Below are 21,168 nucleotides of genomic sequence, written 5' to 3'. Positions count from 1 at the left end.
GGGCCACCATGTACCTTTGGCACATGACCCAGATGCCCATAGAGTCCATCCGTGACGTGCGCGCCCATCTGGCCGAGGTGGTCGAGCGGGCCGACCGCGATGACACGCCGACGGTCATCACCCGGCACGGCAAGCAGGTGGCCGCTGTTGTCTCGATAGAGGTCCTTCGCAAGTACCAGGAATGGGAAGAGCGCGAGATCAACCGGATCATCGACGAGCGCATGGCGAATCCGGCAGCCGGCATCCCCATCGAGGACGTCATGAGGGAGACGCTGGAGCGCAGTGAGTAGCACATACCGCACCGTGTTCCGGCCGGAGGCTCAGGCGGAGCTTCGCAAGATTCCCCGGGACATGGCGCTCCGGATCCTGGTCAAACTGACGGAGCTGGAAACCGATCCTCTGGGCTTCAACACCACGGCGCTCGTCTCCCAGCCGGACCGGCGCCGACTCCGCGTCGGCGATTACCGTGTCATCTACACGATCGACAACGGAGAGCTGACGGTCTGGGTCGTTCACGTCGGACACCGCTCCACGGTGTACGACACCTGACACAGGGCCCGAAGTCCCCGATGACAGAAGCCGGTGAGGGCGCCCCGTCCCCACGGAGCCCTCACCGGCTGGTACTGCGTTCGTTCAGGCCGTCAGGCCCGTACGAGTTCCCTGTCCTCGTCCTTCCTGTCGTCCACCGTGCGCAGGCCCTCGCCCTCGACGTCCACGTTGGGCAGGAGCCGGTCCAGCCACTTCGGGAGCCACCAAGCCCGCTTGCCGAGCAGGGCCAGGACCGCCGGGACGATCGCCATGCGGACGACGAACGCGTCGAAGAGGACGGCGACCGCGAGGCCGAAGCCGATCATCTTGACCATCGAGTCGCTGGAGCCGATGAAGCCCGCGAAGACCGCCATCATGATGACCGCCGCCGCGGTCACCACCCGTGCGCTGTACTTGAAGCCGGTCACCACGGCCTGGGAGGGCTTCTCGCCGTGGACGTAGGCCTCCCGCATCCGGGTCACGAGGAACACCTCGTAGTCCATGGCCAGTCCGAAGACCACGCCGACCATGAAGATCGGCATCATCGACATGATCGGGCCGGTCTCCTCGACGCCCATCAGGCCGGACAGCCAGCCCCACTGGAAGACCGCGACGACCGCGCCGAGGGCCGCGAGGACCGACAGGAGGAAGCCGAGGGCCGCCTTCAGCGGGACCAGGATCGAGCGGAAGACCACGATCAGGAGGAGGAAGGCCAGTCCGACGACCAGGACCAGGTACGGCACCAGCGCGTCGTTGAGCTTCTGCGACACGTCGATGTTCATCGCCGTGGCGCCGGTGACGAGGACCTCCGCGTCGCTGTCGGCCTTGATGTCCGCTCCGGTGTCACGGATGTCGTGCACCAGGTCCTCGGTGGTCACCGAGGAGGGCTTGGCGTCGGGGATGACGGTGATCGTCGCCGTGTCGCCGGCCTTGTTCGGGGCCGCCGGGCTGACGTTCACGACGTTGTCGAGGCCCTTGATGTCGTCGCCGGCCTGCTTGAACACGGCCTGCGGGTCGTCGCTGCTCTTCGCGTCGACCACGACCACCAAGGGGCCGTTGAAGCCGGGTCCGAAGCCCTCGGAGAGCAGGTCGTAGGCGCGGCGCTGGGTGGTGTCCGTCGGCTGCGAGCCGTCGTCGGGCAGGCCGAGTTCCAGGGAGGCGGCCGGGACCGCCGCGGCCCCCAGGCCGAGGATGCCCAGCAGCAGGACGGCCACGGGACGGCGGACGACGAAGCTGGCCCAGCGGGTGCCCATGTTCGGGCGCTGCGGCTTCTTCGCGGCCCGGCCGCCGCCGAGCAGCTTGCTCTTCTCACCGGCGGGGCGGACCCGGCGGCCCGCGTAGCCGAGGAGGGCGGGGATCAGGGTGAGGGCGATCAGGACCGCGATGGCGACCGTGCCGGCGGCGGCGATGCCCATCTTCGTCAGCATCGGGATGTTGACGACCGACAGGCCCACCAGGGCGATGACGACGGTCAGGCCGGCGAAGACGACCGCGGAGCCCGCCGTGCCGACGGCCCGGCCGGCCGCCTCCTCGCGTTCGCGGCCCTCGGCCAGTTCGGCCCGGTACCGGGAGACGACGAACAGCGCGTAGTCGATGCCGACCGCGAGGCCGATCATGCTGGCCAGGATGGAGGTGGTGGAGCCGAGGTCCAGCGTGCTGGCCAGCGCGGTGATGCTGGAGACGCCGATACCGACGCCGATGATCGCGGTGAGCAGCGGCAGACCGGCCGCGAGCAGCGAGCCGAAGGTGATGACGAGGACCACCGCGGCGATGCCGATGCCGATGATCTCGGCCGTTCCGGTGTGCGGGACGGCCTGGAGGGCGTCACCGCCGATCTCCACGGTCAGCCCCGCGTCGCGGGCGTCCTCGGCGGCACCCTCCAGGGCGTCGCGGGAGGCGTCCTCCAGCTCCATGCCGGAGACCTTGTAGCTCACCGAGGCGTAGGCGATGGTGCCGTCCTGGCTGACGCCGCCGCCCTGGTACGGGTCGGTAACACTGGCGACCTCGGAACCGTCGGAGAGTGTGTCGACGGTGCTCTGGACGGCCTTCTTGTTGTCCGCGTCGGTCATCTTCTCGCCGGCCGGCGCCTTGAAGACGACGCGTGCGGTCGCCCCGTCCGCGCTGGAGCCGGGGAAGCGCTCCTCCAGCAGGTCGAAGGCCTTCTGGGCCTCGGTGCCGGGGATGGAGAAGGAGGAGTTGCCGGCCGCCGGGGCGCCGGCCGCGCCGGCGCCCGCGAGCGCCAGCAGCGCCACCCAGAACAGGGCTACGAGATGCCGTCGCCTGAAGGCGAACCGGCCGAGTCGATAGAGGAAAGTGGCCACGAGGGCGTACTCCCGGTCAGGTCGTGGGTACTTCGGGGCAGGTTTGATCAGCCCGACGACGTGAGCGGTGGCGTCAGGTGGTGGCTGTCTGGGGGGACGGTCAGTGAGAGGTCACGCCGAGGGCGGGGAGGACCACGGCGTCGATGTACGAGGTGAGGAACTCCTGCGTGGGCGGCAGGTCGTCGATCAGTGTCCGCGTGGCGAACGCGCCGACGAGCATGTGCACGATGAAGCCCAGCGCCGGGTTGTCCGGGCGGATCTCGCCCCGGTCGACCGCGCGCCGGATCATCCGCTGGAACTCTTCCATCTCCGGTTCCACCAGGAGTTCCTTGAACGCCTGGCGCAGGTCGTCGTTCATGTGGACCGCCATGGCCAGCGCACGCATCAGCGCCGCGTTCTGTGCCATGGCGCAGTCGTCCTCACGCCCGACGATGGCGTACAGGTCGCCCCGCAGGGTCCCGGTGTCGATGTCGGCGATGCCGCCCGGTTTCTGGCTCCGCATCGCTCTCACCACCAGCTCGGCCTTGCCGCCCCACTGGCGGTAGAGGGTGGCCTTGCTGGACCGGGTGCGGGCGGCCACGGCGTCCATGGTGACGGCGTCGTAGCCGACCTCGCGGAGCAGGTCGAGCACGGCCCCGTACAGCTCGGCCTCGCGCTCGGGGGTGATCCGGCTGCGACGTGCCGTCGCGGTCTCGCTCATCCCGCTCACCTTCCCGCTCCGTGTGTTCACCACGCCGTACCCGCTCTCGCGAACGATACGGTTTCGTACACCACAAAGGTACTCCACCCTCCTAGCGAAACGAAACGGTTTCGTTCGTGGCCTGCGTCACGGTTGTCGGTTTCTTATAAGTTGCCGGGCCCGGGGCCCCGGCAAAGCATGGGAAGGGTGACCTATCTGCGTCTGCCGCACCTCAAGGACGACCTGCTGTGCTTCGTGGCGGAGGACGACCTCTGGCTCGCCCCGCTCGACCGTCCCGGCCGCGCTTGGCGGCTCACCGCCGACCGCACCAAACTCGGCCACCCCCGCTTCTCCCCGGACGGGCGTCACATCGCGTACACGAGCTGGCGCAGCCTCGATCCCGAGGTGCACCTCGTCCCGGTGGACGGCGGACCCGCCCGGCGCCTCACCTACTGGGGCAGCAGCGACACCCGGGTCTGCGGCTGGGCACCCGCCGACGGCGACGGCCAGGCGGAGATCCTCGCCGTCGCCTCGCACGGCGAGCCCTTCTCGTACTTCACCTGGGCCTACAAGCTCACCTGCGACGGCAGCCCCGGCCGCAAACTGCCCTGGGGCCCGGTCTCCGACATCCAGGTCGCCGACATCGCCGGGGAGCGCAAGTCCCTGCTGCTCACCGGCACCCCGCCGCACGAACCGGCCTCCTGGAAGCGCTACCGGGGCGGCGCCACGGGCCGGCTGTGGCTGCACGGGCACCGGCTGCTCGACGGCATCGACGGCCATCTGCACTCCCCCATGTTCGTCGCCGGCCGGATCGCCTTCCTCTCCGACCACGAGGGCGTCGGCAACCTGTACTCGTGCGCCTACGACGGCTCCGACCTGCGCCGGCACACCGACCACGACGCCTTCTACGCCCGCCACGCCGCCAGCGACGGCACCCGGGTCGTGTACCAGTGCGCCGGCGACCTGTGGCTCGTGGACGACCTGTCCCCCGGAACCGCCCCGCGCCGGCTCGACGTGACGCTGAGCGGGCCGCGCTCCGGGCGGCGCCCCTACCAGGTGCCCGCCGCCAGCCACCTCGACGGCATCTCCGTCGACGAGACCGGCCGCGCGAGCGCCGTCGTCGTACGCGGCAGCCTGTACTGGCTCACCCACCGCGACGGCCCCGCGCGCACCCTCACCGACGCCCCGGGCGTACGGGTGCGGCTGCCGGAGATGCTCGGCGCCGGCGACCAGGTGGCGTACGTGACGGACGCCGAGGGCGAGGACGCCGTCGAGATCGCCTCCCTGCCCCGGGCCACCGGCCAGCGCGCACCCCGACGGCTGGCCGCCGGGAAACTGGGCCGGGTGCTGGAGATGGTGGCCGACCCGGACGGGCAGCGGCTGGCGGTCGCCGCGCACGACGGACGGCTGCTGCTCGTCGACACGAGTGAAGAGGGCCACGGCGAGGTCACCGAGTTGATCCGGTCCGCCAACGGGCCCGTGCGCGACCTCGCCTTCTCCCCCGACGGGGCGTGGCTGGCCTGGTCGCACCCGGGGATCGGCCGGTCGCTGCGGCAGATCAAGCTCGCCCGGATCCAGGACCGTACGGTCATCGACGTCACCAACGGCCGCTTCGAGGACGAGAACCCGGTCTTCACCCGCGACGGCCGCTATCTCGCCTTCCTGTCCTGGCGGGGCTTCGACCCGGTGTACGACGTGCACACCGGTGACCTGTCGTTCCCGCTGGGCTGCCGCCCCTATCTGGTGCCGCTGTCCTCCGCGACCCCCTCCCCGTTCGCCCTCAACCCCGAGGGCCGTCCGGCGGCCGGGGGGCTGGACCCCGTCGAACGCGAGGACGCCGAGGAGGGCGGCGAGGGCGGCACCGTGACCGTCGAGGCGGAGGGCCTGGAGAGCAGGGTCGCCCCCTTCCCGGTCGCCGCCTCCAAGTACTCGGGGCTGTACCCGGTCGCGGGCTGCGGTCTGGTGTGGCTGCGCTGGCCGATCTCCGGCGCGCTCGGCGAGACCTTCGCCAACCCCAGCGACCTCAGCGGCCGGCCCACCCTGGAGCACTTCGGCATCGGCAAGGCGAAGAGGACAGAACTCGTCGACCACCTCGACTTCTTCGCGGTCAGCGGCGACGGCACCCGGCTGGTCGTGGTCGACGAGGGCGAGCTGCGCGCGGTGCCCGCCACCGAGCCCGGCGACAGCGACTCCACGGTCTGGATCGACGCCCGCCGCATCCTGCACGAGGCCGACCCGGCGGCCGAGTGGCGCCAGGCCTACGCGGAGGCCGGGCGGCTGATCCGCGCCTACTTCTGGGACCCCGGCATGTGCGGCATCGACTGGGACGCGGTCCTGGAGCAGTACCGCCCGCTCGTCGAACGGATCGCCTCCCCCGACGAGTTCGCGGACCTGCTGCGCGAGGTACTCGGCGAACTCGGCACCTCCCACGCCTATGTCACCGCCGCCCGCCGCAACGAGGGCCCCCCGCACTACCAGCGCCGCCAGGGCCTGCTCGGCGCCAACCTCGTGCCCAGGGAGGACGGTTGGACGGTCAAGCGCATCCTGCCCGGCGACTCCTCCGACTCCCGGGCCCGCTCCCCGCTGGCCGGCACCGGCATCCGCGAGGGCGCGGTCCTCACCCATGTCGACGGCCGCCCGGTGGACCCGGTCGCCGGCCCCTATCCGCTGCTCGCGGGCGCGGGCGGTACGACGGTGGAGCTGACGTTCAGGCCGGCGGAGGGCGAGGGCCCGCCCCGCAGGGTCGCCGTCGTCCCGCTGATCGACGAGACACCCCTGCGCTACCAGGACTGGGTGGCGAAACGTCGCGCGGTCGTACGGGAGTTGAGCGGCGGCCGGTGCGGCTATCTGCACATCCCCGACATGGGCGGCTCCGGCTGGGCCCAGTTCAACCGCGACCTGCGCAAGGAGATGTCCCTCCCGGCGCTCATCGTGGACGTGCGGGGCAACGCCGGCGGTCACATCAGCGAGCTCGTCGTCGAGAAGCTGACCCGCACCATCATCGGCTGGGACCTCACCCGCGACGCCCAGCCGGTGTCGTACGCCTCCAACGCCCCGCGCGGGCCGATCGTCGCGCTGGCGGACGAGGCGACCAGCTCCGACGGCGACATGATCACCGCCGCCTTCAAACTGCTGGGGCTGGGCCCGGTGGTGGGCCAGCGCACCTGGGGCGGGGTGGTCGGCATGACCGGCCGGCACCGGCTCGGCGACGGCACGGTGATCACGGTGCCGATGAACGCGGCCTGGTTCGACGCGTACGGCTGGTCCGTGGAGAACAGGGGCGTCGACCCCGACCTGGAGGCGCTGCGCACCCCGCTGGACTGGGCCGAGGGCCGCTACGCCGTGCTCGACGACGCGGTGCGGCTCGCCCTCGACCTGCTGGAGACCAATCCCCCGGCGACTCCGCCGACTTACCGCGACGTCCCCGACCGCTCCCGGCCGAAGCTGCCGCCGCGGGAATGAGACGGGGGACTGGGGGACGCCCGCGCATGCGAGAAGGGGTGCCCCTTCGCCGGGGGCACCCCTTCCGCGTCAGCGTTCGACGTCAGGCGTCGTAGTCCTGGTCGAAGCGCTCCTCGTCACGACGGCGCTGCGGGTCGTCCATCTCCTCGTCGCGCCGGCGGCCGCGGTTCTGCAGCTGCTCCTTGCCCTGCTGGGCACGCTGCTTGGCCTGCTGCTGGAACTGCTCGGACTTCTCCTGGAACTGGTCCTTCATACCCATGTGGGTTCACTCCCGTTGTGGGGTGGGGGAACTTGCCCGACCAGATTCACACGGCCGCTCACCCTGCGCATGTCGATCAGTTACGTACCGTGTTCCTGTGCTGCTCATCGGCGTTGCCGCCGGCTCCGACCAACCCCGTGCGGACGCCGGTGAGACGGTCCCCGAACCGCCGCATCTCCCGCTGGCCCACGGTCCCGATCACCGCGGGCAGGTAGCCGCGCACGCCCTGCATCCCGCGCAGCCACCACTGCCCGTACACATGGGTCGCCCGCCGCTCGATCCCGGCCACCAGCCGGTCCACCGCGGGACCCAGCGGATAGGTCTTGTTGGACGGCCACGGCAGCCGCTGCCGCAGCTCCCGCATCACGTCGTCCTGGTCGGCCCCGCGCACCATGTCGGTGTCGGTCCACGACAGATACCCGACGCCCACCTTCACGCCCCGGTACCCGACTTCGGCGCGCAGGCTGTGCGCGTACGCCTCCACACCGGACTTGGAGGCGCAGTACGCCGTCATCATCGGCGCGGGGGTGATCGCGGCGAGGGAGGCGATCTGGAGCAGATAGCCGCGGCTCTCGGTGAGGAGCGGCAGGAACGCCCGCGCGGTGACCGCCGATCCGATCAGGTTCACCTCGATCACCCGCCGCCAGGACTCCGGATCGGAGTCGGCGAACGGACCGCCCGTCGCCACCCCGGCGTTGGCGACCACGATGTCGACGCGGCCGAACCGCTCCCGGACCTCCTCGGCCACCCGGGCCATCGCCTCGTGGTCGGTGACGTCGGCGTACCAGTGGTCGCTGTCGCTGTGCAGCCGCGCGGAGACGTCCTTGAGCGCGTCCGGCTCCAGTCCGACCAGCGCCACCTTCACCCCGCGCGCGGAGAGCTTGCGGGCCAGCAACTCGCCGACGCCGCGGGCCGCTCCGGTGACGACGGCGACCTTTCCTTCGAGACTGACCCTGCTCATGCGCTCTCCTCGGCGGGTGCGGCGTGGATGTGGGCGGCGGCCAGGGCCCGGATCTTCCCGGTGACCAGGCCGGGCGCCTCGACGGGTGTCATGTGGCCGATGCCGGGCAGTTCGGTGAGGCCGCGGCAGTCGGGCAGCGCGGCGGCCAGCGACCGGGCGTGCGCGGGCGGGGTGAGCCGGTCGGCGGAACCGGCGACGATCTCCACCGGTATCCGCAACTGCCGCACTCCGTGGTCCAGATCGAGTCCGTCGAGCACGGACGACCAGGCGTGGCGCACCGTGCGCGGGCAGGCGTGCACGATGCGGGCGCACGCCTCGACCATGTCCGGGGCGGAGGCGGGGCCCATCGTCGCGTACTTGAGGATCCGGCGGGCGAGCGGTGTGACCGGTCCGAGCGGGGCCCGGGAGCCGAGGATGCGCCCGGTCAGCCAGGTCCGTGACCGGCCCGGCCGGATCGGCACCACCGTCGACTCGGCGACCAGCCGTGAACTGCCGGTGCTGCACAGCAGTACGGCGGCCGCGTGCGCGCGGAACGCGGGCCGCGCGGCGGCGGCCATCACGGTCATCCCGCCCATGGAGTGCCCGGCGATCACGGCCTGTTCGCCCGGCGCGAGGGTCGCGGCGAGTACCGCCTCGAGGTCGTCGGCGAGCGCGTCGGTGCTGCACGCCGGGCTCGCCGGGGTACGTCCGTGGCCGCGCTGGTCATAGGCGACGACCCGGTGGTCGGCGGAGAGTTCACGGATCTGCGCCGCCCAGAAGGCGGTCGAGCAGGTCCAGCCGTGGGCGAGGACGACCGCCGGCGCCCCCTCGGGGCCGTGCACCTCCACGTGCAGCCGGGCGCCGTCGGCGGAGAGGACGGTGAGTTCCCGGCCTCCGGCGGGAGGGGCGTACGGTCCGGAGGTGACGTGGGTGAGGCGGCTCACGCGGTCACCTCCGCGCTCTCCTGGGTGACCTCGGCCTTCGGGGCGGGCGCCCGGAGCACGGCGTACTCGGCGAGGTCCACGCGCCGCGTCTCGCGCCGGAACTCACTCGTCGTACCCGGCCAGATGGTGGTGTTGCGCCCGCTCTCGTCGAGGTACCAGCTGGTGCAGCCGCCGGTGTTCCACACCGTGCGCTTCATCCGCTCCTGCACCCGGTGGTTCCAGCCGCGTACGGCGCTGGGGCGGGCGTCGAGCGCGGCCCTGCCGCCGAGGACGTCGAGCTGACGGAGGTAGTCGGCCAGGTAGTTCAGCTGGGACTCGATCATGAGGATCATGGAGGAGTTCCCGAGGCCGGTGTTGGGCCCGATGATCGTCATCCAGTTGGGGAACCCGGCGGCGGACGCGCCCCGCAGGGACTGCATGCCGCCCGCCCAGGTCTCGGCGAGCGTCTTCCCCTCCGCGCCGACGACCCGCTCGGCGATCGGCATGTCGGTGACGTGGAACCCGGTCCCGAACACGATCGCGTCGACCTCGGCCTCGGTCCCGTCGGCGCCGACGACGGTCGACCCGCGCACCTCGCTCAACCCGCTCGCGACGACATCGACATTGGGCTGCGCGAGCGCCGGGTAGTAGGTGCTCGACAGCAGGATCCGCTTGCAGCCGATGCGGTAGTCGGGGGTGAGCTTGGCGCGCAGGGCGGGGTCCTTGATGGCGCGGCCCATGTTGCGCTTGGCGAGCTGTTCGACGAAGCCGAGCTCGCCCGGGTGCTTGGTGAACGCCTGGACCTGCAACTCCCGTACGCCCCAGAGCAGTCCGCGGCGCAGCTTGGTGGTGAAGGGCAGCGTGCGGTGCAGGGCGCGCTCGGCGCCGCTGATGGCCCGGTCGACGCGGGGCAGGACCCAGGCGGGCGTGCGCTGGAAGAGGGTCAGCCGCGACACGAGCGGCTGGACGGCCGGCACGATCTGGATCGCGGACGCCCCGGTGCCGACCATGGCGACCCGCTTGCCGCGCAGGTCGTAGTCGTGGTCCCACTGGGCGGAGTGGAACACCTTGCCGGGGAACGTGTCGAGCCCGGGGATGTCCGGGACCTTGGGGTCGGACAGCGGCCCGGTGGCGGACACGACCATGTCCGCGCTGAGGTTCCCGCTGCTGGTCTCGATCTCCCACCGCAGCCGCTCACCGTCCCACACCATCCGCTTCACCTCCGAGTCGAGGCGGATGTGGGGCCGCAGCCCGAAGGTGTCGGTGACGTGCTCGAGGTAGGCGCGGATGTGCTCCTGCCCGGAGAAGGAGCGGGGCCAGTCGGGGTTGGGCGCGAAGGAGAACGAGTACAGGTGCGACGGCACGTCGCAGGCGCAGCCGGGATAGCTGTTGTCGCGCCAGGTGCCGCCGACGCTGCCGGCCCGTTCCAGGACGACGAAGTCGGTGATCCCCTCGCGTCGCAGCCGCACGGCGGCACCCAGTCCGCCGAATCCCGATCCGACCACCGCGACCCGTACATGCTCGTGCTCGGCCATCCCAAAGCCTCCGCGCATCGCTCAGAACCCTGCCAGTGAACACTGGCGCAATGGGGAGAGTAGAGCAGCACCGTACTGATGGGTAGGGGGCACGCGAGGAAAGTTACCGCCGGTACGCCCTAGGCTGCTGACGTGGCAGAGGACGACGCAGGACCCGATGAGCGGCGTGAGTACCGCATGGAGGAGCTGGCCCGGCTGGCCGGCATCACGGTGCGCACCCTGCGCTTCTACCGCGAACGCAAGCTGATCCCGCCACCCCGCCGCGAGGGCCGTATCGCCTGGTACGACGACCATCACCTGGCCCGTCTGCGCACGATCACGGCGCTGCTGGAGCGGGGCCACACCCTGAACGGCATAGCGGAACTCGCCGAGGCCTTCGACCACGGCCGCGACGTCGGCGAGCTCCTCGGCATGGAGGCCCCCACCGAGGAGACCCCGGTCCGCCTCACCCCCGAGGAGCTCGCCGACCACTTCTCGGGGGAGGTCACCCCGGAGAACCTGGCTGCCGCACTGGACCTCGGCTACCTCGGCGTCGACGGCGAGGAGATCGTGCACATCAGCCGGCGTCTGCTGGAGGTGTCGTCGGCCCTGGTCCGCGAGGGCATCCCGCTGGCGGAGGTGCTCCACACCGGCAAGGCGGTCCGCGCCCACGCCGACGCGCTGGCCGACCTCTTCGCCACCCTGATCCTCCGCCACGCCCCTGAGGAGGCCCTCCACCGCCTGCGCCCCCTGGCCCGCAGCGTGGTCGACGCGGAACTCTCCCTGGCCCTGGACCGACGCCTGCGCAAGCAGGACTAGGCGTTCCGCACGTACCCGAGGTCGACGGGCGTCACCGACGGTCCCTCCCGCCGCACCCGCGCCAGCAGCTCCGGCAGCCGCGGAGGCCACAGCGGCTCCGTGTCCCCGGCCAGGTCCTCCGGCGACCACCAGCGCCACCGCAGGATCCCGTCGGCGGCGTGCGCGGCGGCGAGGTCGCCCGTGAGGTCGCGTCGAGGACCGTGCGCGAGAAAGATGTGCTCGCTCTGCCGCACCGGCACACCGGCCCGGGTGAAGTCGTGCTCCCACCGGCACAGCACGGTGCCGTCGAGCACGATGTCGTCCCACCCGGTCTCCTCGCGCAACTCCCGCCGCGCGGCCTGCTCGGGCGTCTCGCCCGGGTCCATGCCGCCGCCCGGCATGGCCCAGTGGACACCGACCTCCTCGTTGTCGTACCGGAACATGAAGACGGCCCCGTCCGGGTCCAGCACCGCCACGCGGGCCGCCCGCCTGGGCGTCCGCATCAGCGCACCACCTGCTCGAACACGACTGTCACGGGCGCGTGGTCCGACCACCGCTCGGCGTGCGTGGCCGCCCGCTCGACATGGGCCTTCACCGCGCGGGCCGCGAGTCCCGGGGTCGCCACGGCGAGGTCGATCCGCCACCCCGTGTCGTTGTCGAAGGCCCGCCCCCGGTACGACCACCAGGTGTACGGCCCGTCCACGTCCGGATGCAGCGCCCGTACGACGTCGACGTACCCGCCGTCCGCCGGGTCGAGCACCCGGGACAGCCACTCCCGCTCCTCGGGCAGGAACCCGGAGCTCTTGGTGTTGCCCCGCCAGTTCTTCAGGTCGGCCTTGTCATGGGCGATGTTCCAGTCGCCGCACACGACGACCTCCCGTCCGTCGGCGGCGGCCCGCTCCCGCAGCCCCTTGAGATGAGTGAGGAACTCGCCCATGAACCGCGTCTTCTCCTCCTGCCGCTCGGTCCCCACCTCCCCGGACGGCAGATAGAGCGAGGCGACGGTCACACCGGGAAGATCGACTTCCACGTACCGCCCGCTGCCGTCGAACTCGGCGGACCCGAACCCGATCCGGACGCGCTCGGGCTCACGCCGGGAGTACACGGACACCCCCGCACGCCCCTTGGCGGCGGCGGGAGCGTGCACCACATGCCACCCCTCGGGTTCCCGCACGTGCTCGGGCAGCTGCTGCGCCTCCGCCCGCACCTCCTGGAGACACACCACATCGGCGGAGGTCCCCGCCAGCCACTCCACGAAGCCCTTCTTGGCGGCGGCACGCAGTCCATTGACGTTGACGGAGGTCACAGTGAGCATCAGGGCACGATACGACACTCCAGGTCCGGACATGTTTTACCGTTCTCGGCATGGATATACGCCGGGTCCCCTACGACCACCCCGACGCCGTGAAGCTGGACACCGAGGTCCAGGCCGAGTACCACGTCCGCTACGGCGACGGCGGCGACGCCACCCCCATGGACCCGACGGACTTCAGGCCCCCGAACGGCATCTACCTGATCGCGTACGACGAGTCCGGCGCCCCGGTGGCCTCGGGCGGCTGGCGTGCGCAGGACGCCAACGACGAGGGCAACCGGGACGGCGACGCCGAGATCAAGCGCATGTATGTGATCGAACAGATGCGTGGACGCGGTCTGGCCCGTCGCATCCTGGCCGCCCTGGAGGAGGACGCCCGCGCCGCCGGCCGCGTCCGCATGGTCCTGGAGACCGGCACGAAGCAGCCGGAGGCCGTCGCCCTGTACCTCTCCAGCGGCTACGAGCCCTGCGAGAAGTTCGGCTACTACCGCTTCCACGAGGAAAGCCTCTGCTACGCCAAGGCACTGTGAGGCCGCCACCGCCTTTCCCCACTTCGGCGTGCGGCCATGGCCGACGAGCGTGAGTGGAGAGGCGCCCGGCGCGAGGCAGGCGGGGGACGGACCCGGTGGCGGCCTCAGTGCTGCGGGCGGCCGGGCAGTCGGCTCAGGAGTGCGACCGCGCACAGCACGGGGATGAGCGCCCCCAGCGTCCAGGCGAGGCCGGCGAGCTCGGCCGTCCAGCCGATCACTGCCGGACCGAACAGGCTCCCCGCGTAGGTGAAGGTGGTGAACCGGGAGATCGGCGTCGCGACTTCCGGACTGTCCGCCTTCACCTGCCCGACCGCGCTGTAGGCCAGCGGGATCAGGACCGACGCGCCCGCGCCCGCGACGGCGAACCCGCCGATGGCCGCGACCGGGTTCGGCGAAAGAACCGCCACCGCCATGCCGCCCGCCGCGACGAGGCCGCCGGTGCGGAACAGGACCGGGGCGCCGTAGCGCAGGGTCAGGCGGTCACCGATCACCCGGCCGGCCGTCTGGGCGCCGGTGTACGCGGTCACCGCCGTGGCCGCGAGACCGAGCGACGCGCCCCGGGCGTCGTGCAGGAAGATCGCGCTCCAGCCGAGGGCGGCGCCTTCGCAGACCATGAGTGCGGTGCCGGTCAGGCCGAGTGCCACGACCTGGCGGCTCCAGCCGCCGCGCAGGCCCGGGCGGCGCGGCGGGGGCGAGGACGCGAGGGCGCGGTGCCCTGTGCCGGTCTCCCCCAGGAGCGGCCCCAGCAGCAGACCCCCGGCCATGAGCGCGGCGGCGGCTGCCACGAGGTGCGTGGCGAACGAGACACCCGCACGTTCCAGGACGGCCGTGGCGAGTGAGGCCACGACGGCGCTGATGCTCCACGCGGCATGGCAGCCGTTGAGGATGGGACGTCCCAGGCGCCGCTCGATCGCGACGGCATGGGTGTTCATGGCCGTGTCGGTGGCGCCGTGCACGGCGCCGAGGGCCGTGACGACCACCACGAGTTCGACGGCTCCGCCGACCAGGCCGACCAGCGCCAGCAGCACGGGCATGACCAGGAGTGAGGTGCGCAGCACCGGTCGCGTCCCGACCCGTGCCGTCAGCAGTCCCACACCCTGCATGCTGGCGAGGGCCGCCACGGCGAAGCCCATGCCGATGAGCCCGAGTTGGCCGTCACTCAGATCGTGCTCGGCCTTCAGCGATCCGAGCCGGACGACGTACGTCGACAGTGTGAGCCCGTTGAGAAAGAAGACGGCTGTCGCCGGCCACCGTCCGGCGCTCCCCGCCCTGCCGAGCCGCCCCGCTCGGCCGGCAGCTGTTGTCGCCTTGTGCGCAGCGGTCTGATCCTCGGCAGTCATCGTGTGCGCTCCGTCACGTTCCACCCGTGAGCCGAGGGTGCCCGGCCGACAGATGAAATCCCATCAACTCTAGCCGCGTACCGCTGACATGGCCTGACAGATGCCGAAACGACAAAGATCCCGACCGATCATGAAGATCGGCGGGATCTCGTCAACCACTACCGAGCGAACTCAGGAGCGGCTGTGCAGTGGACCTGAGGGGATTTGAACCCCTGGCCCCCTCGATGCGAACGAGGTGCGCTACCGGACTGCGCCACAGGCCCTTGCAACGAGTGAAACTTTAGCATCCCGATCGGCGTGCTCGGAAATCCGTTGGCCGGGCGCTACTCGTTGGCGGCCTTCGGGCGGTCCCCGTCTTCGTACTGGTCGAAGAGGGGGGTGCGGCCGCGCTCCCGGGAACGGCGGGCCGAGGCCGCCCGGCGGGCGTCGCTGCGGTCGTCGGCGGGGGCCGGGTCCGGGTCCGCCGCCGGCTCGTCCGGGGTCTCCTCCGCCGGCACCGGGCTGGAGCGGGCGGAACTCCAGGTGTCCGGCGCCCCGAGGTCCACGTCGCTGGTGGCGCGCGGGGCGACCGGGGCGGTCACATAGGTGGGGAGGGGCACCGGGACCGGGTCCCAGCTGTCGCCGCCCTGCCCGGGCCTCCGCTGCCGCTCGCGCTGCTGGTCGACCCACTCGGCGTGGTCGGTCTGCTCGACGAGCGCACGCCGGTCCGCGGCGAGCGCGGAGAGGCCGGGGTCGGAGTCGACTCCCGCTTCCGGTCCCTCCGGTTCGTCGGGGTCGGCGTCCTCGATGGACGCGCGGCGGCGCGGCTGGCGCTCCCGCTCGCGCAGCCGCTGCGCCGCGACCTCGGCCTGACGGCGGTCCATCTGGTAGGCGAAGCGGCGGCGCTCCTGGGAGCGCAGATAGGCGATGTACGCGCTCAGCAGCACGGCCGGCACGCCGGGCGCCCACAGGAACGCGAGTCCGCCGACCGCGGCGACGATCGCGCCGAGCGTGAAGGCGGCGAAGAGCATCGTGGTGGTGCGACGGCGGCGGGCGAGCGCCTTCGAGCGCCGGGCGCGCGCGGCGGCCTGCGCCGTCTTGGCCCGCTGGGCGTTCGATTCACGGCGGGCGGCCGGGACGCGTGCCCGCGCGGCGTCCGGTTCGGGCGTCCGCCGGTCCGCGTGCTCGCGCGGGTTCCGGCCGGCCCGGCCGGGTTCCGGCGCGGGCCGCTCCGTAGGGGGCGACGGTACGGGCGCCTGGGTCTGCGGACGGGTCTGGGACACGGCGAAGGCCCGGACGTCCACCGAGTCGGTGATCGCGTCCGGGTCGTGGACGCCGTACTCCCCCTCGTCGGCGGAGCGCGCCCGCAGGTCCTTGGCGTACCGGCGCTCCATGCCCGCCCGTCCGGACAACAATCGGATGGCGGTGCTGAAGCGTTCCGTCGGACGGGCCTCGTTCAGCTCGTCCTGCCTACGGAGCCACATCGGCACCAAGTAGGCGGCCCAGGCCCCGACAATGACTGCGTAGATGAGGCCGCTGCTGCTCACATCTCACACCGTAGAGGGGTTTGCACGGGGCCATCCGCCAATTGGGCCGGTGTGTCGCACGATCTGGCTGATATTTCGAACTTTTCTTGTGACCGATGCGATCAGGGGACCACTCGAACCGGAATTCCAGGCTCGAACGCGGTCGTCTTTCGCTCAAATTCGAACGTTTATTCAATTTCCTGGGCCGTGCGGGATTCCCGGGTTGCGCCGCTCGCGTCCGGGCAGCTCGTGGCCGGACCGCCCCTGAGAGGCTGCCCGGTGCCACCGGGCCAGCAAACCGTCGGGGACTTCCTCCGCCGTCAGCGCGAAGACGAGATGGTCGCGCCAGGCGCCGTCGATGTGGAGATATCGCGGGCGCAGCCCCTCCTCGCGGAATCCGAGTTTCTCCACGACCCTGCGGCTCGGCCCGTTCTCGGGGCGAATGCACACCTCGATGCGGTGCAGTCCGACCGTGCGGAAACAGTGGTCCACGACCATCGCCACGGCCGTCGGCACCACGCCCCGGCCCGCCACCGCCTCGTCCACCCAGTAGCCGACGTGGCCCGAGCACATCGAGCCCCAGGTGATCCCGGCGACCGTCAACTGGCCGACGAGACGCCCCTGGTACTCGATGACGAACGGCAGCATCCGGCCCGCGTTCGCCTCGGAGCGCAGATGGCGGACCATCTGACGGTAGGTCGGCCGGTGGATGACCGGGCCGCTGGGCGTGGGCGGCGGAATGGTCGCCTCCCAGGGGCGCAGCCAGTCGCGGTTGCGCCGGTTGACCTCACGCCAGGCCTTCTGGTCGCGCAGCTTTATCGGCCGGAGGACGATGTCGCCGTCCACCAGCTCGACCGGCCAGTGTGGGCTGTTCAGCTCGCACCCCCGCCGCCGGCACCCGGTCTGGGGTGGTCCCCGCCGCGCAGCTGGTCGACGGCGTGCTTCAGCAGCGGCTCCAGGACGGCCAGTCCGTCCTTCACCCCGCCGCTGGACCCGGGCAGGTTGACGATCAGCGTGCCGCCCGCGACGCCGGCGAGGCCCCGGGACAGGGCGGCCGTGGGCACCTTGTCCCGGCCGTACGCCCGGATGGCCTCCGCGATGCCGGGGACCTCGTGGTCGATGACCCGGCGGGTCGCCTCCGGGGTGCGGTCGGTGGGCGAGATGCCGGTGCCGCCGGTGGTCACGATGACGTCGTACCCGGCGTCCGCGCCCGCGCGCAGGGCGGCCTCCACGGGGTCGCCGTCGGGGACCACCCGGGGGCCGTCGACCGCGAATCCGAAGCGCCGCAGGCCCTCCGCGATCAGCGGGCCGCCCTTGTCCTCGTAGACACCGACGGCGGCCCGGTTGGAGGCGGTGACCACGAGCGCGCTGTACGGGGCGAGCAGCGCGCCGCCGGCGGTCGCGTCGAGTGTCATGCCCGGCTCCAGTCGCCCGACTTGCCGCCCGTCTTCTCCTCGACCCGCACGTCCGTGATGACCGCCTCCTTGTCGACCGCCTTGACCATGTCGATCACGGTGAGCGCGGCGACGGAGACCGCGGTGAGGGCCTCCATCTCGACGCCCGTACGGTCCGTCGTCCGCACGGTCGCCGCGATCTCCACGGCGTCGTCCGCGACCGACAGGTCCAGTTTCACACCGGACAGGGCCAGGGGGTGGCACAGCGGGATCAGGTCGGGGGTGCGTTTGGCGCCCATGATGCCCGCGATGCGCGCGGTGGCCAGGGCGTCGCCCTTGGGGACGCCCTCGCCGCGCAGCAGCTCGATCACGCGCGGGGAGACGAGGACGCGGCCGGTGGCCCGCGCGGTGCGCGCGGTCACGTCCTTGCCGGACACGTCGACCATGCGGGCGGCGCCCGCCTCGTCGAGGTGGGTCAGACGGTACTGCTCGGAGGGTCCGGGGGTCGCCCCCCGGGATGGCACGGTCATGATCGTGTGGCGCTCCCGGTCCTGGCCCGGCGCGGTGCGGCGCGCGGGCCTGCTGTGCGCGACACGGTACCGCCAACCGGGGGCGCTCAGCCGAGCAGGACCACCTCGACCTCGGTGCCCGGCGCCACGGACTCGGCGTCCTCGGGGACGACGATCAGCGCGTCGGCCTGCGCGAGGGCCGCCACGAGGTGGGAGCCGGCGCCCCCGACGGGGGTCACCGTGCCGTCGGCGTACCGGCCGCGCAGGAACTGGCGGCGGCCCTTCGGCGAGGTCAGTGCCCGGTCCCCGGCGAGCGTCGCGCGGGCCCTCGGCCGGTGGACGTCCGTCAGGCCCATCAGGGTGCGGATGGCCGGGCGGACGAACAGCTCGAAGGAGACGTAGGAGGAGACCGGGTTGCCGGGCAGGGCGAGCAACGGGGTGTGGTCGGGGCCGATGGAGCCGAAGCCCTGGGGCTTGCCCGGCTGCATGGCGAGCTTGCGGAACTCGATGCCACTGCCGGGCTCGTCCTCGTCGGCCACCGACGACAGCGCCTCCTTGACGACGTCGTACGCCCCGACGCTCACGCCGCCGGTGGTGACCATCAGGTCGGCGCGGACCAGCTGGTCCTCGATGGTGTCCCGCAGGGTCTCGGCGTCGTCGGCGACGGCGCCCACGCGGTAGGCGATCGCGCCGGCGTCCCGCGCGGCGGCGGTGAGGGCGAAGCTGTTGGAGTCGTAGATCTGACCCGACCGCAGTTCCTCGTCGGGCTGGACGAGTTCGCTGCCGGTGGAGAGCACGACCACGCGCGGGCGCGGGCGCACCCGTACCGTGCCGCGGCCGATCGCGGCGAGCAGGGAGATCTGCGGCGGGCCGAGGACGGTGCCGGCCGCCAGGGCGCGGTCGCCGGCCCTGACGTCGCTGCCCTTGGCGCGCACGTGCGCGCGTGCCTCCGCCGGGCGGTACACGTGCACCTGCCCGGTGGCGCCCTCGGGGGCCAGGCTGCGGGCGCGCATCCCGGTGGCCGGGCCCTCGCCGAGGCCGCCGTCGGTCCACTCGACGGGGACGACGGTCTCGGCGCCGGGCGGGAGCGGGGCGCCGGTCATGATGCGGGCGGCCTGGCCGGGGCCGACGTGGAGCAGGTCGGCCTGGCCGGCGGCGACGTCCCCGACGACCTCGAGGGCCGCCGGGTACCGCTCGCTCGCGCCCGCGACGTCCGCGACCCGTACCGCGTACCCGTCCATGGAGCTGTTGTCGAACGGGGGCAGGGAGACCGGCACCGTGATGTCCTCGACGAGGACGCAGCCCTGGGCGTCGAGGAGGTGCAGCTCGATGGGTTCGAGGGGCCGGACGGTGGCGAGGATGTCGTCCAGGTGCTCGTCCACCGACCAGAGGTGGTCCGGGCCTGCGGTGCGGGGCGCGGCGGTGTTCAACGTTGCTGCATCTCCTCGGTCACGTAACTGCGGAGCCAGGTCCGGAAGTCCGGGCCCAGGTCTTCACGTTCGCACGCGAGTCGGACAATGGCACGCAGGTAGTCGCCGCGGTCGCCGGTGTCATAGCGGCGGCCCTGGAAGACGACGCCGTGCACGGGTCCGCCGACCTTCTCGTCGGCGGCGAGCTGCTGGAGGGCGTCGGTGAGCTGGATCTCTCCGCCGCGGCCGGGCTCGGTCTTGCGCAGTATGTCGAAGACGGCCGGGTCGAGGACATAGCGGCCGATGATGGCGTAGTTGGAGGGCGCGTCCTCGGCCGCGGGCTTCTCGACCAGGCCGCTGACCACGACGACGTCGGCGTCCGCCGTGGCCTCGACGGCGGCGGAGCCGTAGAGGTGGATCTGCTCGGGGGCGACCTCCATCAGCGCGACGACGCTGCCGCCGTGCTGCTGCTGGACCTCGATCATGCGCTGGAGCAGGGGGTCGCGCGGGTCGATCAGGTCGTCGCCGAGGAGGACGGCGAAGGGCTCGTCGCCCACGTGCGGTGCGGCGCACAGCACGGCGTGGCCGAGGCCCTTGGGGTCGCCCTGGCGGACGTAGTGCATGGTGGCGAGGTCGCTGGACTCCTGGACCTTGGCGAGGCGCTCGGCGTCGCCCTTCTTCTCCAGGGCGGATTCCAGCTCGTAGTTGCGGTCGAAGTGGTCCTCGAGGGGGCGCTTGTTGCGGCCCGTCACCATGAGGACGTCGTCGAGGCCGGCGGACACGGCCTCTTCGACCACGTACTGGATCGCCGGCTTGTCGACGACCGGCAGCATCTCCTTGGGAGTGGCCTTGGTGGCCGGCAGGAACCGGGTGCCGAGACCGGCTGCGGGGATGACAGCCTTGCTGATCCGAGGGTGTGACTGAGACATGTCGGACACCATATCCGGTGCCATTGTGCGGAATCCGTGGCTCCGATTATTTACTGCTCATATGAGCATTTTCGGAACGGTGCGGGGACGAACTTGAGACACAACGATCGCGCGGACGAGCCTGACAAGCGTGGATGGCGACGGGAAATCCTCTCGGTGAGGAACGGGTTGACACCGGATGACGTGCGGGAATCGGCCGCCGCGCTGGCCCGGCGGGCACTCGGGCTGCCCGAACTGGCGCACGCCCGCACGGTGGCGGCGTACGTCTCCGTGGGCAGCGAACCCGGCACGCTCGCGCTGCTGGACGCGCTGCGCGCCCGGGGCACCCGCGTCCTGCTGCCCGCGCTGCTGCCCGACAACGACCTGGACTGGGGGGCGTACGAGGGCGAGGGCTCGCTCACTCGTGTGCAACACGGAGCGAAAATGGCGCTCTTCGAGCCGTCGGGGCCGCTCCTCGGACCCGACGCCGTGACGGAGGCGGACGTCGTGCTGCTGCCGGGCCTGGCCGTCGACGCGCGCGGGATGCGCCTGGGACGCGGCGGCGGCTCCTACGACCGGGTCCTCGCCCGGCTGGACCGCGCGGGCGCGCGTCCGGCGCTGGTGGTGCTGCTGTACGACACCGAGGTCGTCGCGCGCGTGCCCGCCGAGCCGCACGACCGGCCGGTGCACGCGGTGGTGACACCGTCCGGGGTACGCCGCTTCGGCTGACCCCCCGCACACGCGGAAGCGGGGGGGGGGGGGGGGGGGGGGGGGGGGGGGGGGGGGGGGGGGGGGGGGGGGGGGGGGGGGGGGGGGGGGGGGGGGGGGGGGGGGGGG

General features: G+C 72.1%; 21 protein-coding genes and 1 tRNA gene. 6 read left to right on the top strand and 16 right to left on the bottom strand.

From position 1 onward, the window contains the following. Nucleotides 1-23 precede the first annotated feature (23 nt). Both ACZ470_RS31485 and ACZ470_RS31480 read left to right on the top strand, forming a co-directional pair. Nucleotides 24-290: a type II toxin-antitoxin system Phd/YefM family antitoxin gene (locus ACZ470_RS31485; protein WP_468432724.1), complete on the top strand. Its 267-nt coding sequence runs from the start codon at nt 24-26 to the stop codon at nt 288-290. Beyond that, complete coding sequence (locus ACZ470_RS31480) at nt 283-549, top strand: type II toxin-antitoxin system RelE family toxin (RefSeq protein ID WP_468432723.1); 267 nt, start codon at nt 283-285, stop codon at nt 547-549. Before ACZ470_RS31485 ends, ACZ470_RS31480 begins: the two co-directional genes overlap by 8 nt. Nucleotides 550-641: 92 nt before the next feature. Here ACZ470_RS31480 and ACZ470_RS31475 read toward each other — a convergent pair whose 3' ends face one another. Together ACZ470_RS31475 and ACZ470_RS31470 are read right to left on the bottom strand one after the other, a co-directional pair. After that, on the bottom strand, nt 642-2,849 hold the full coding sequence (locus ACZ470_RS31475) for an MMPL family transporter (protein WP_468432721.1): 2,208 nt from the start codon (nt 2,847-2,849) through the stop codon (nt 642-644). 100 nt (nt 2,850-2,949) lie between these two features. Further along, the gene (locus tag ACZ470_RS31470) at nt 2,950-3,549 is read right to left on the bottom strand and encodes a TetR/AcrR family transcriptional regulator (protein WP_468432719.1); all 600 of its coding nucleotides are present in this window, start codon (nt 3,547-3,549) and stop codon (nt 2,950-2,952) included. A 186-nt stretch (nt 3,550-3,735) separates the two neighbouring features. Between ACZ470_RS31470 and ACZ470_RS31465 the strand changes: the two genes are divergently transcribed. After that, a complete protein-coding gene (locus ACZ470_RS31465) occupies nt 3,736-6,990 on the top strand; it encodes a S41 family peptidase (protein WP_468432717.1) in 3,255 nt (1,084 codons plus the stop codon). 82 nt (nt 6,991-7,072) lie between these two features. Here ACZ470_RS31465 and ACZ470_RS31460 read toward each other — a convergent pair whose 3' ends face one another. The 4 genes from ACZ470_RS31460 to ACZ470_RS31445 all read right to left on the bottom strand — a co-directional run bounded on the left by ACZ470_RS31460 (nt 7,073) and on the right by ACZ470_RS31445 (nt 10,647). Next, entirely contained in the window at nt 7,073-7,249 is a 177-nt protein-coding gene (locus tag ACZ470_RS31460; RefSeq protein ID WP_468432715.1) for a hypothetical protein, read from the bottom strand. A 76-nt stretch (nt 7,250-7,325) separates the two neighbouring features. Next, a complete protein-coding gene (locus ACZ470_RS31455) occupies nt 7,326-8,210 on the bottom strand; it encodes an SDR family oxidoreductase (protein ID WP_468432713.1) in 885 nt (294 codons plus the stop codon). Then, on the bottom strand, nt 8,207-9,133 hold the full coding sequence (locus tag ACZ470_RS31450) for an alpha/beta fold hydrolase (RefSeq protein ID WP_468432711.1): 927 nt from the start codon (nt 9,131-9,133) through the stop codon (nt 8,207-8,209). Before ACZ470_RS31450 ends, ACZ470_RS31455 begins: the two co-directional genes overlap by 4 nt. Continuing rightward, the gene (locus tag ACZ470_RS31445) at nt 9,130-10,647 is read right to left on the bottom strand and encodes a flavin-containing monooxygenase (RefSeq protein ID WP_468432709.1); all 1,518 of its coding nucleotides are present in this window, start codon (nt 10,645-10,647) and stop codon (nt 9,130-9,132) included. The genes ACZ470_RS31450 and ACZ470_RS31445 overlap by 4 nt, the downstream gene beginning before the upstream one ends. Before the next feature lie 177 nt (nt 10,648-10,824). Between ACZ470_RS31445 and ACZ470_RS31440 the strand changes: the two genes are divergently transcribed. Next, nucleotides 10,825-11,445, top strand: coding sequence for a MerR family transcriptional regulator (locus ACZ470_RS31440; protein WP_468432969.1), 621 nt, complete (start codon nt 10,825-10,827; stop codon nt 11,443-11,445). Here the strand turns inward: ACZ470_RS31440 and ACZ470_RS31435 are convergent. Both ACZ470_RS31435 and ACZ470_RS31430 read right to left on the bottom strand, forming a co-directional pair. Next, nucleotides 11,442-11,927 (bottom strand): NUDIX hydrolase, encoded by a 486-nt coding sequence (locus ACZ470_RS31435; RefSeq protein ID WP_468432707.1) that lies wholly within the window; start codon nt 11,925-11,927, stop codon nt 11,442-11,444. The two genes, ACZ470_RS31440 and ACZ470_RS31435, sit on opposite strands and share 4 nt — an antisense overlap. After that, the gene (locus ACZ470_RS31430) at nt 11,927-12,739 is read right to left on the bottom strand and encodes an exodeoxyribonuclease III (protein WP_468432705.1); all 813 of its coding nucleotides are present in this window, start codon (nt 12,737-12,739) and stop codon (nt 11,927-11,929) included. Before ACZ470_RS31430 ends, ACZ470_RS31435 begins: the two co-directional genes overlap by 1 nt. Before the next feature lie 50 nt (nt 12,740-12,789). Here ACZ470_RS31430 and ACZ470_RS31425 point away from each other — a divergent pair, with 50 nt between their 5' ends. Continuing rightward, on the top strand, nt 12,790-13,266 hold the full coding sequence (locus ACZ470_RS31425; RefSeq protein WP_468432703.1) for a GNAT family N-acetyltransferase: 477 nt from the start codon (nt 12,790-12,792) through the stop codon (nt 13,264-13,266). 104 nt (nt 13,267-13,370) lie between these two features. On the opposite strand, the gene ACZ470_RS31420 is transcribed toward ACZ470_RS31425, so the two are convergent. From ACZ470_RS31420 to galU, 8 genes are all read right to left on the bottom strand, one after another. After that, a complete protein-coding gene (locus tag ACZ470_RS31420) occupies nt 13,371-14,606 on the bottom strand; it encodes an MFS transporter (RefSeq protein ID WP_468432701.1) in 1,236 nt (411 codons plus the stop codon). 189 nt (nt 14,607-14,795) lie between these two features. Further along, a tRNA-Ala gene (locus ACZ470_RS31415) sits at nt 14,796-14,869 on the bottom strand. Between the two features lie 60 nt (nt 14,870-14,929). Then, nucleotides 14,930-16,132: a divisome protein SepX/GlpR gene (sepX, locus tag ACZ470_RS31410; protein WP_468432699.1), complete on the bottom strand. Its 1,203-nt coding sequence runs from the start codon at nt 16,130-16,132 to the stop codon at nt 14,930-14,932. A 171-nt stretch (nt 16,133-16,303) separates the two neighbouring features. Then, nucleotides 16,304-16,957: a GNAT family N-acetyltransferase gene (locus ACZ470_RS31405; RefSeq protein WP_468432697.1), complete on the bottom strand. Its 654-nt coding sequence runs from the start codon at nt 16,955-16,957 to the stop codon at nt 16,304-16,306. A gap of 26 nt (nt 16,958-16,983) precedes the next feature. Further along, nucleotides 16,984-17,526: a MogA/MoaB family molybdenum cofactor biosynthesis protein gene (locus ACZ470_RS31400; protein ID WP_468432695.1), complete on the bottom strand. Its 543-nt coding sequence runs from the start codon at nt 17,524-17,526 to the stop codon at nt 16,984-16,986. Further along, the gene (moaC, locus tag ACZ470_RS31395; protein ID WP_468432693.1) at nt 17,523-18,035 is read right to left on the bottom strand and encodes a cyclic pyranopterin monophosphate synthase MoaC; all 513 of its coding nucleotides are present in this window, start codon (nt 18,033-18,035) and stop codon (nt 17,523-17,525) included. Before moaC ends, ACZ470_RS31400 begins: the two co-directional genes overlap by 4 nt. Before the next feature lie 86 nt (nt 18,036-18,121). Continuing rightward, entirely contained in the window at nt 18,122-19,444 is a 1,323-nt protein-coding gene (gene glp, locus ACZ470_RS31390; RefSeq protein WP_468432691.1) for a molybdotransferase-like divisome protein Glp, read from the bottom strand. Continuing rightward, the gene (gene galU / locus ACZ470_RS31385) at nt 19,441-20,352 is read right to left on the bottom strand and encodes a UTP--glucose-1-phosphate uridylyltransferase GalU (protein ID WP_468432689.1); all 912 of its coding nucleotides are present in this window, start codon (nt 20,350-20,352) and stop codon (nt 19,441-19,443) included. Before galU ends, glp begins: the two co-directional genes overlap by 4 nt. Nucleotides 20,353-20,445: 93 nt before the next feature. Between galU and ACZ470_RS31380 the strand changes: the two genes are divergently transcribed. After that, on the top strand, nt 20,446-21,060 hold the full coding sequence (locus ACZ470_RS31380; protein WP_468432687.1) for a 5-formyltetrahydrofolate cyclo-ligase: 615 nt from the start codon (nt 20,446-20,448) through the stop codon (nt 21,058-21,060). Nucleotides 21,061-21,168: the final 108 nt, after the last annotated feature.

The sequence above is a fragment of the Streptomyces sp. NPDC031111 genome, assembly GCF_055570675.1.
The sequence above is the reverse complement of the archived record's forward strand: the minus strand, read 5'-3'. Positions and strand labels throughout refer to the sequence as shown.

What these genes read in the sequence shown, in the direction of transcription:
- ACZ470_RS31485 (WP_468432724.1), top strand. Translation starts at nt 24, where the DNA reads ATGACCCAGATGCCCATAGAGTCCATCCGTGACGTGCGCGCCCATCTG.
- ACZ470_RS31440 (WP_468432969.1), top strand. Translation starts at nt 10,825, where the DNA reads ATGGAGGAGCTGGCCCGGCTGGCCGGCATCACGGTGCGCACCCTGCGC.
- ACZ470_RS31425 (WP_468432703.1), top strand. Translation starts at nt 12,790, where the DNA reads ATGGATATACGCCGGGTCCCCTACGACCACCCCGACGCCGTGAAGCTG.
- ACZ470_RS31460 (WP_468432715.1), bottom strand. Translation starts at nt 7,249, where the DNA reads ATGGGTATGAAGGACCAGTTCCAGGAGAAGTCCGAGCAGTTCCAGCAG.
- ACZ470_RS31435 (WP_468432707.1), bottom strand. Translation starts at nt 11,927, where the DNA reads ATGCGGACGCCCAGGCGGGCGGCCCGCGTGGCGGTGCTGGACCCGGAC.
- ACZ470_RS31455 (WP_468432713.1), bottom strand. Translation starts at nt 8,210, where the DNA reads ATGAGCAGGGTCAGTCTCGAAGGAAAGGTCGCCGTCGTCACCGGAGCG.
- moaC (WP_468432693.1), bottom strand. Translation starts at nt 18,035, where the DNA reads ATGACCGTGCCATCCCGGGGGGCGACCCCCGGACCCTCCGAGCAGTAC.
- ACZ470_RS31420 (WP_468432701.1), bottom strand. Translation starts at nt 14,606, where the DNA reads ATGACTGCCGAGGATCAGACCGCTGCGCACAAGGCGACAACAGCTGCC.
- ACZ470_RS31400 (WP_468432695.1), bottom strand. Translation starts at nt 17,526, where the DNA reads ATGACACTCGACGCGACCGCCGGCGGCGCGCTGCTCGCCCCGTACAGC.
- ACZ470_RS31430 (WP_468432705.1), bottom strand. Translation starts at nt 12,739, where the DNA reads ATGCTCACTGTGACCTCCGTCAACGTCAATGGACTGCGTGCCGCCGCC.
- ACZ470_RS31445 (WP_468432709.1), bottom strand. Translation starts at nt 10,647, where the DNA reads ATGGCCGAGCACGAGCATGTACGGGTCGCGGTGGTCGGATCGGGATTC.
- galU (WP_468432689.1), bottom strand. Translation starts at nt 20,352, where the DNA reads ATGTCTCAGTCACACCCTCGGATCAGCAAGGCTGTCATCCCCGCAGCC.
- ACZ470_RS31470 (WP_468432719.1), bottom strand. Translation starts at nt 3,549, where the DNA reads ATGAGCGAGACCGCGACGGCACGTCGCAGCCGGATCACCCCCGAGCGC.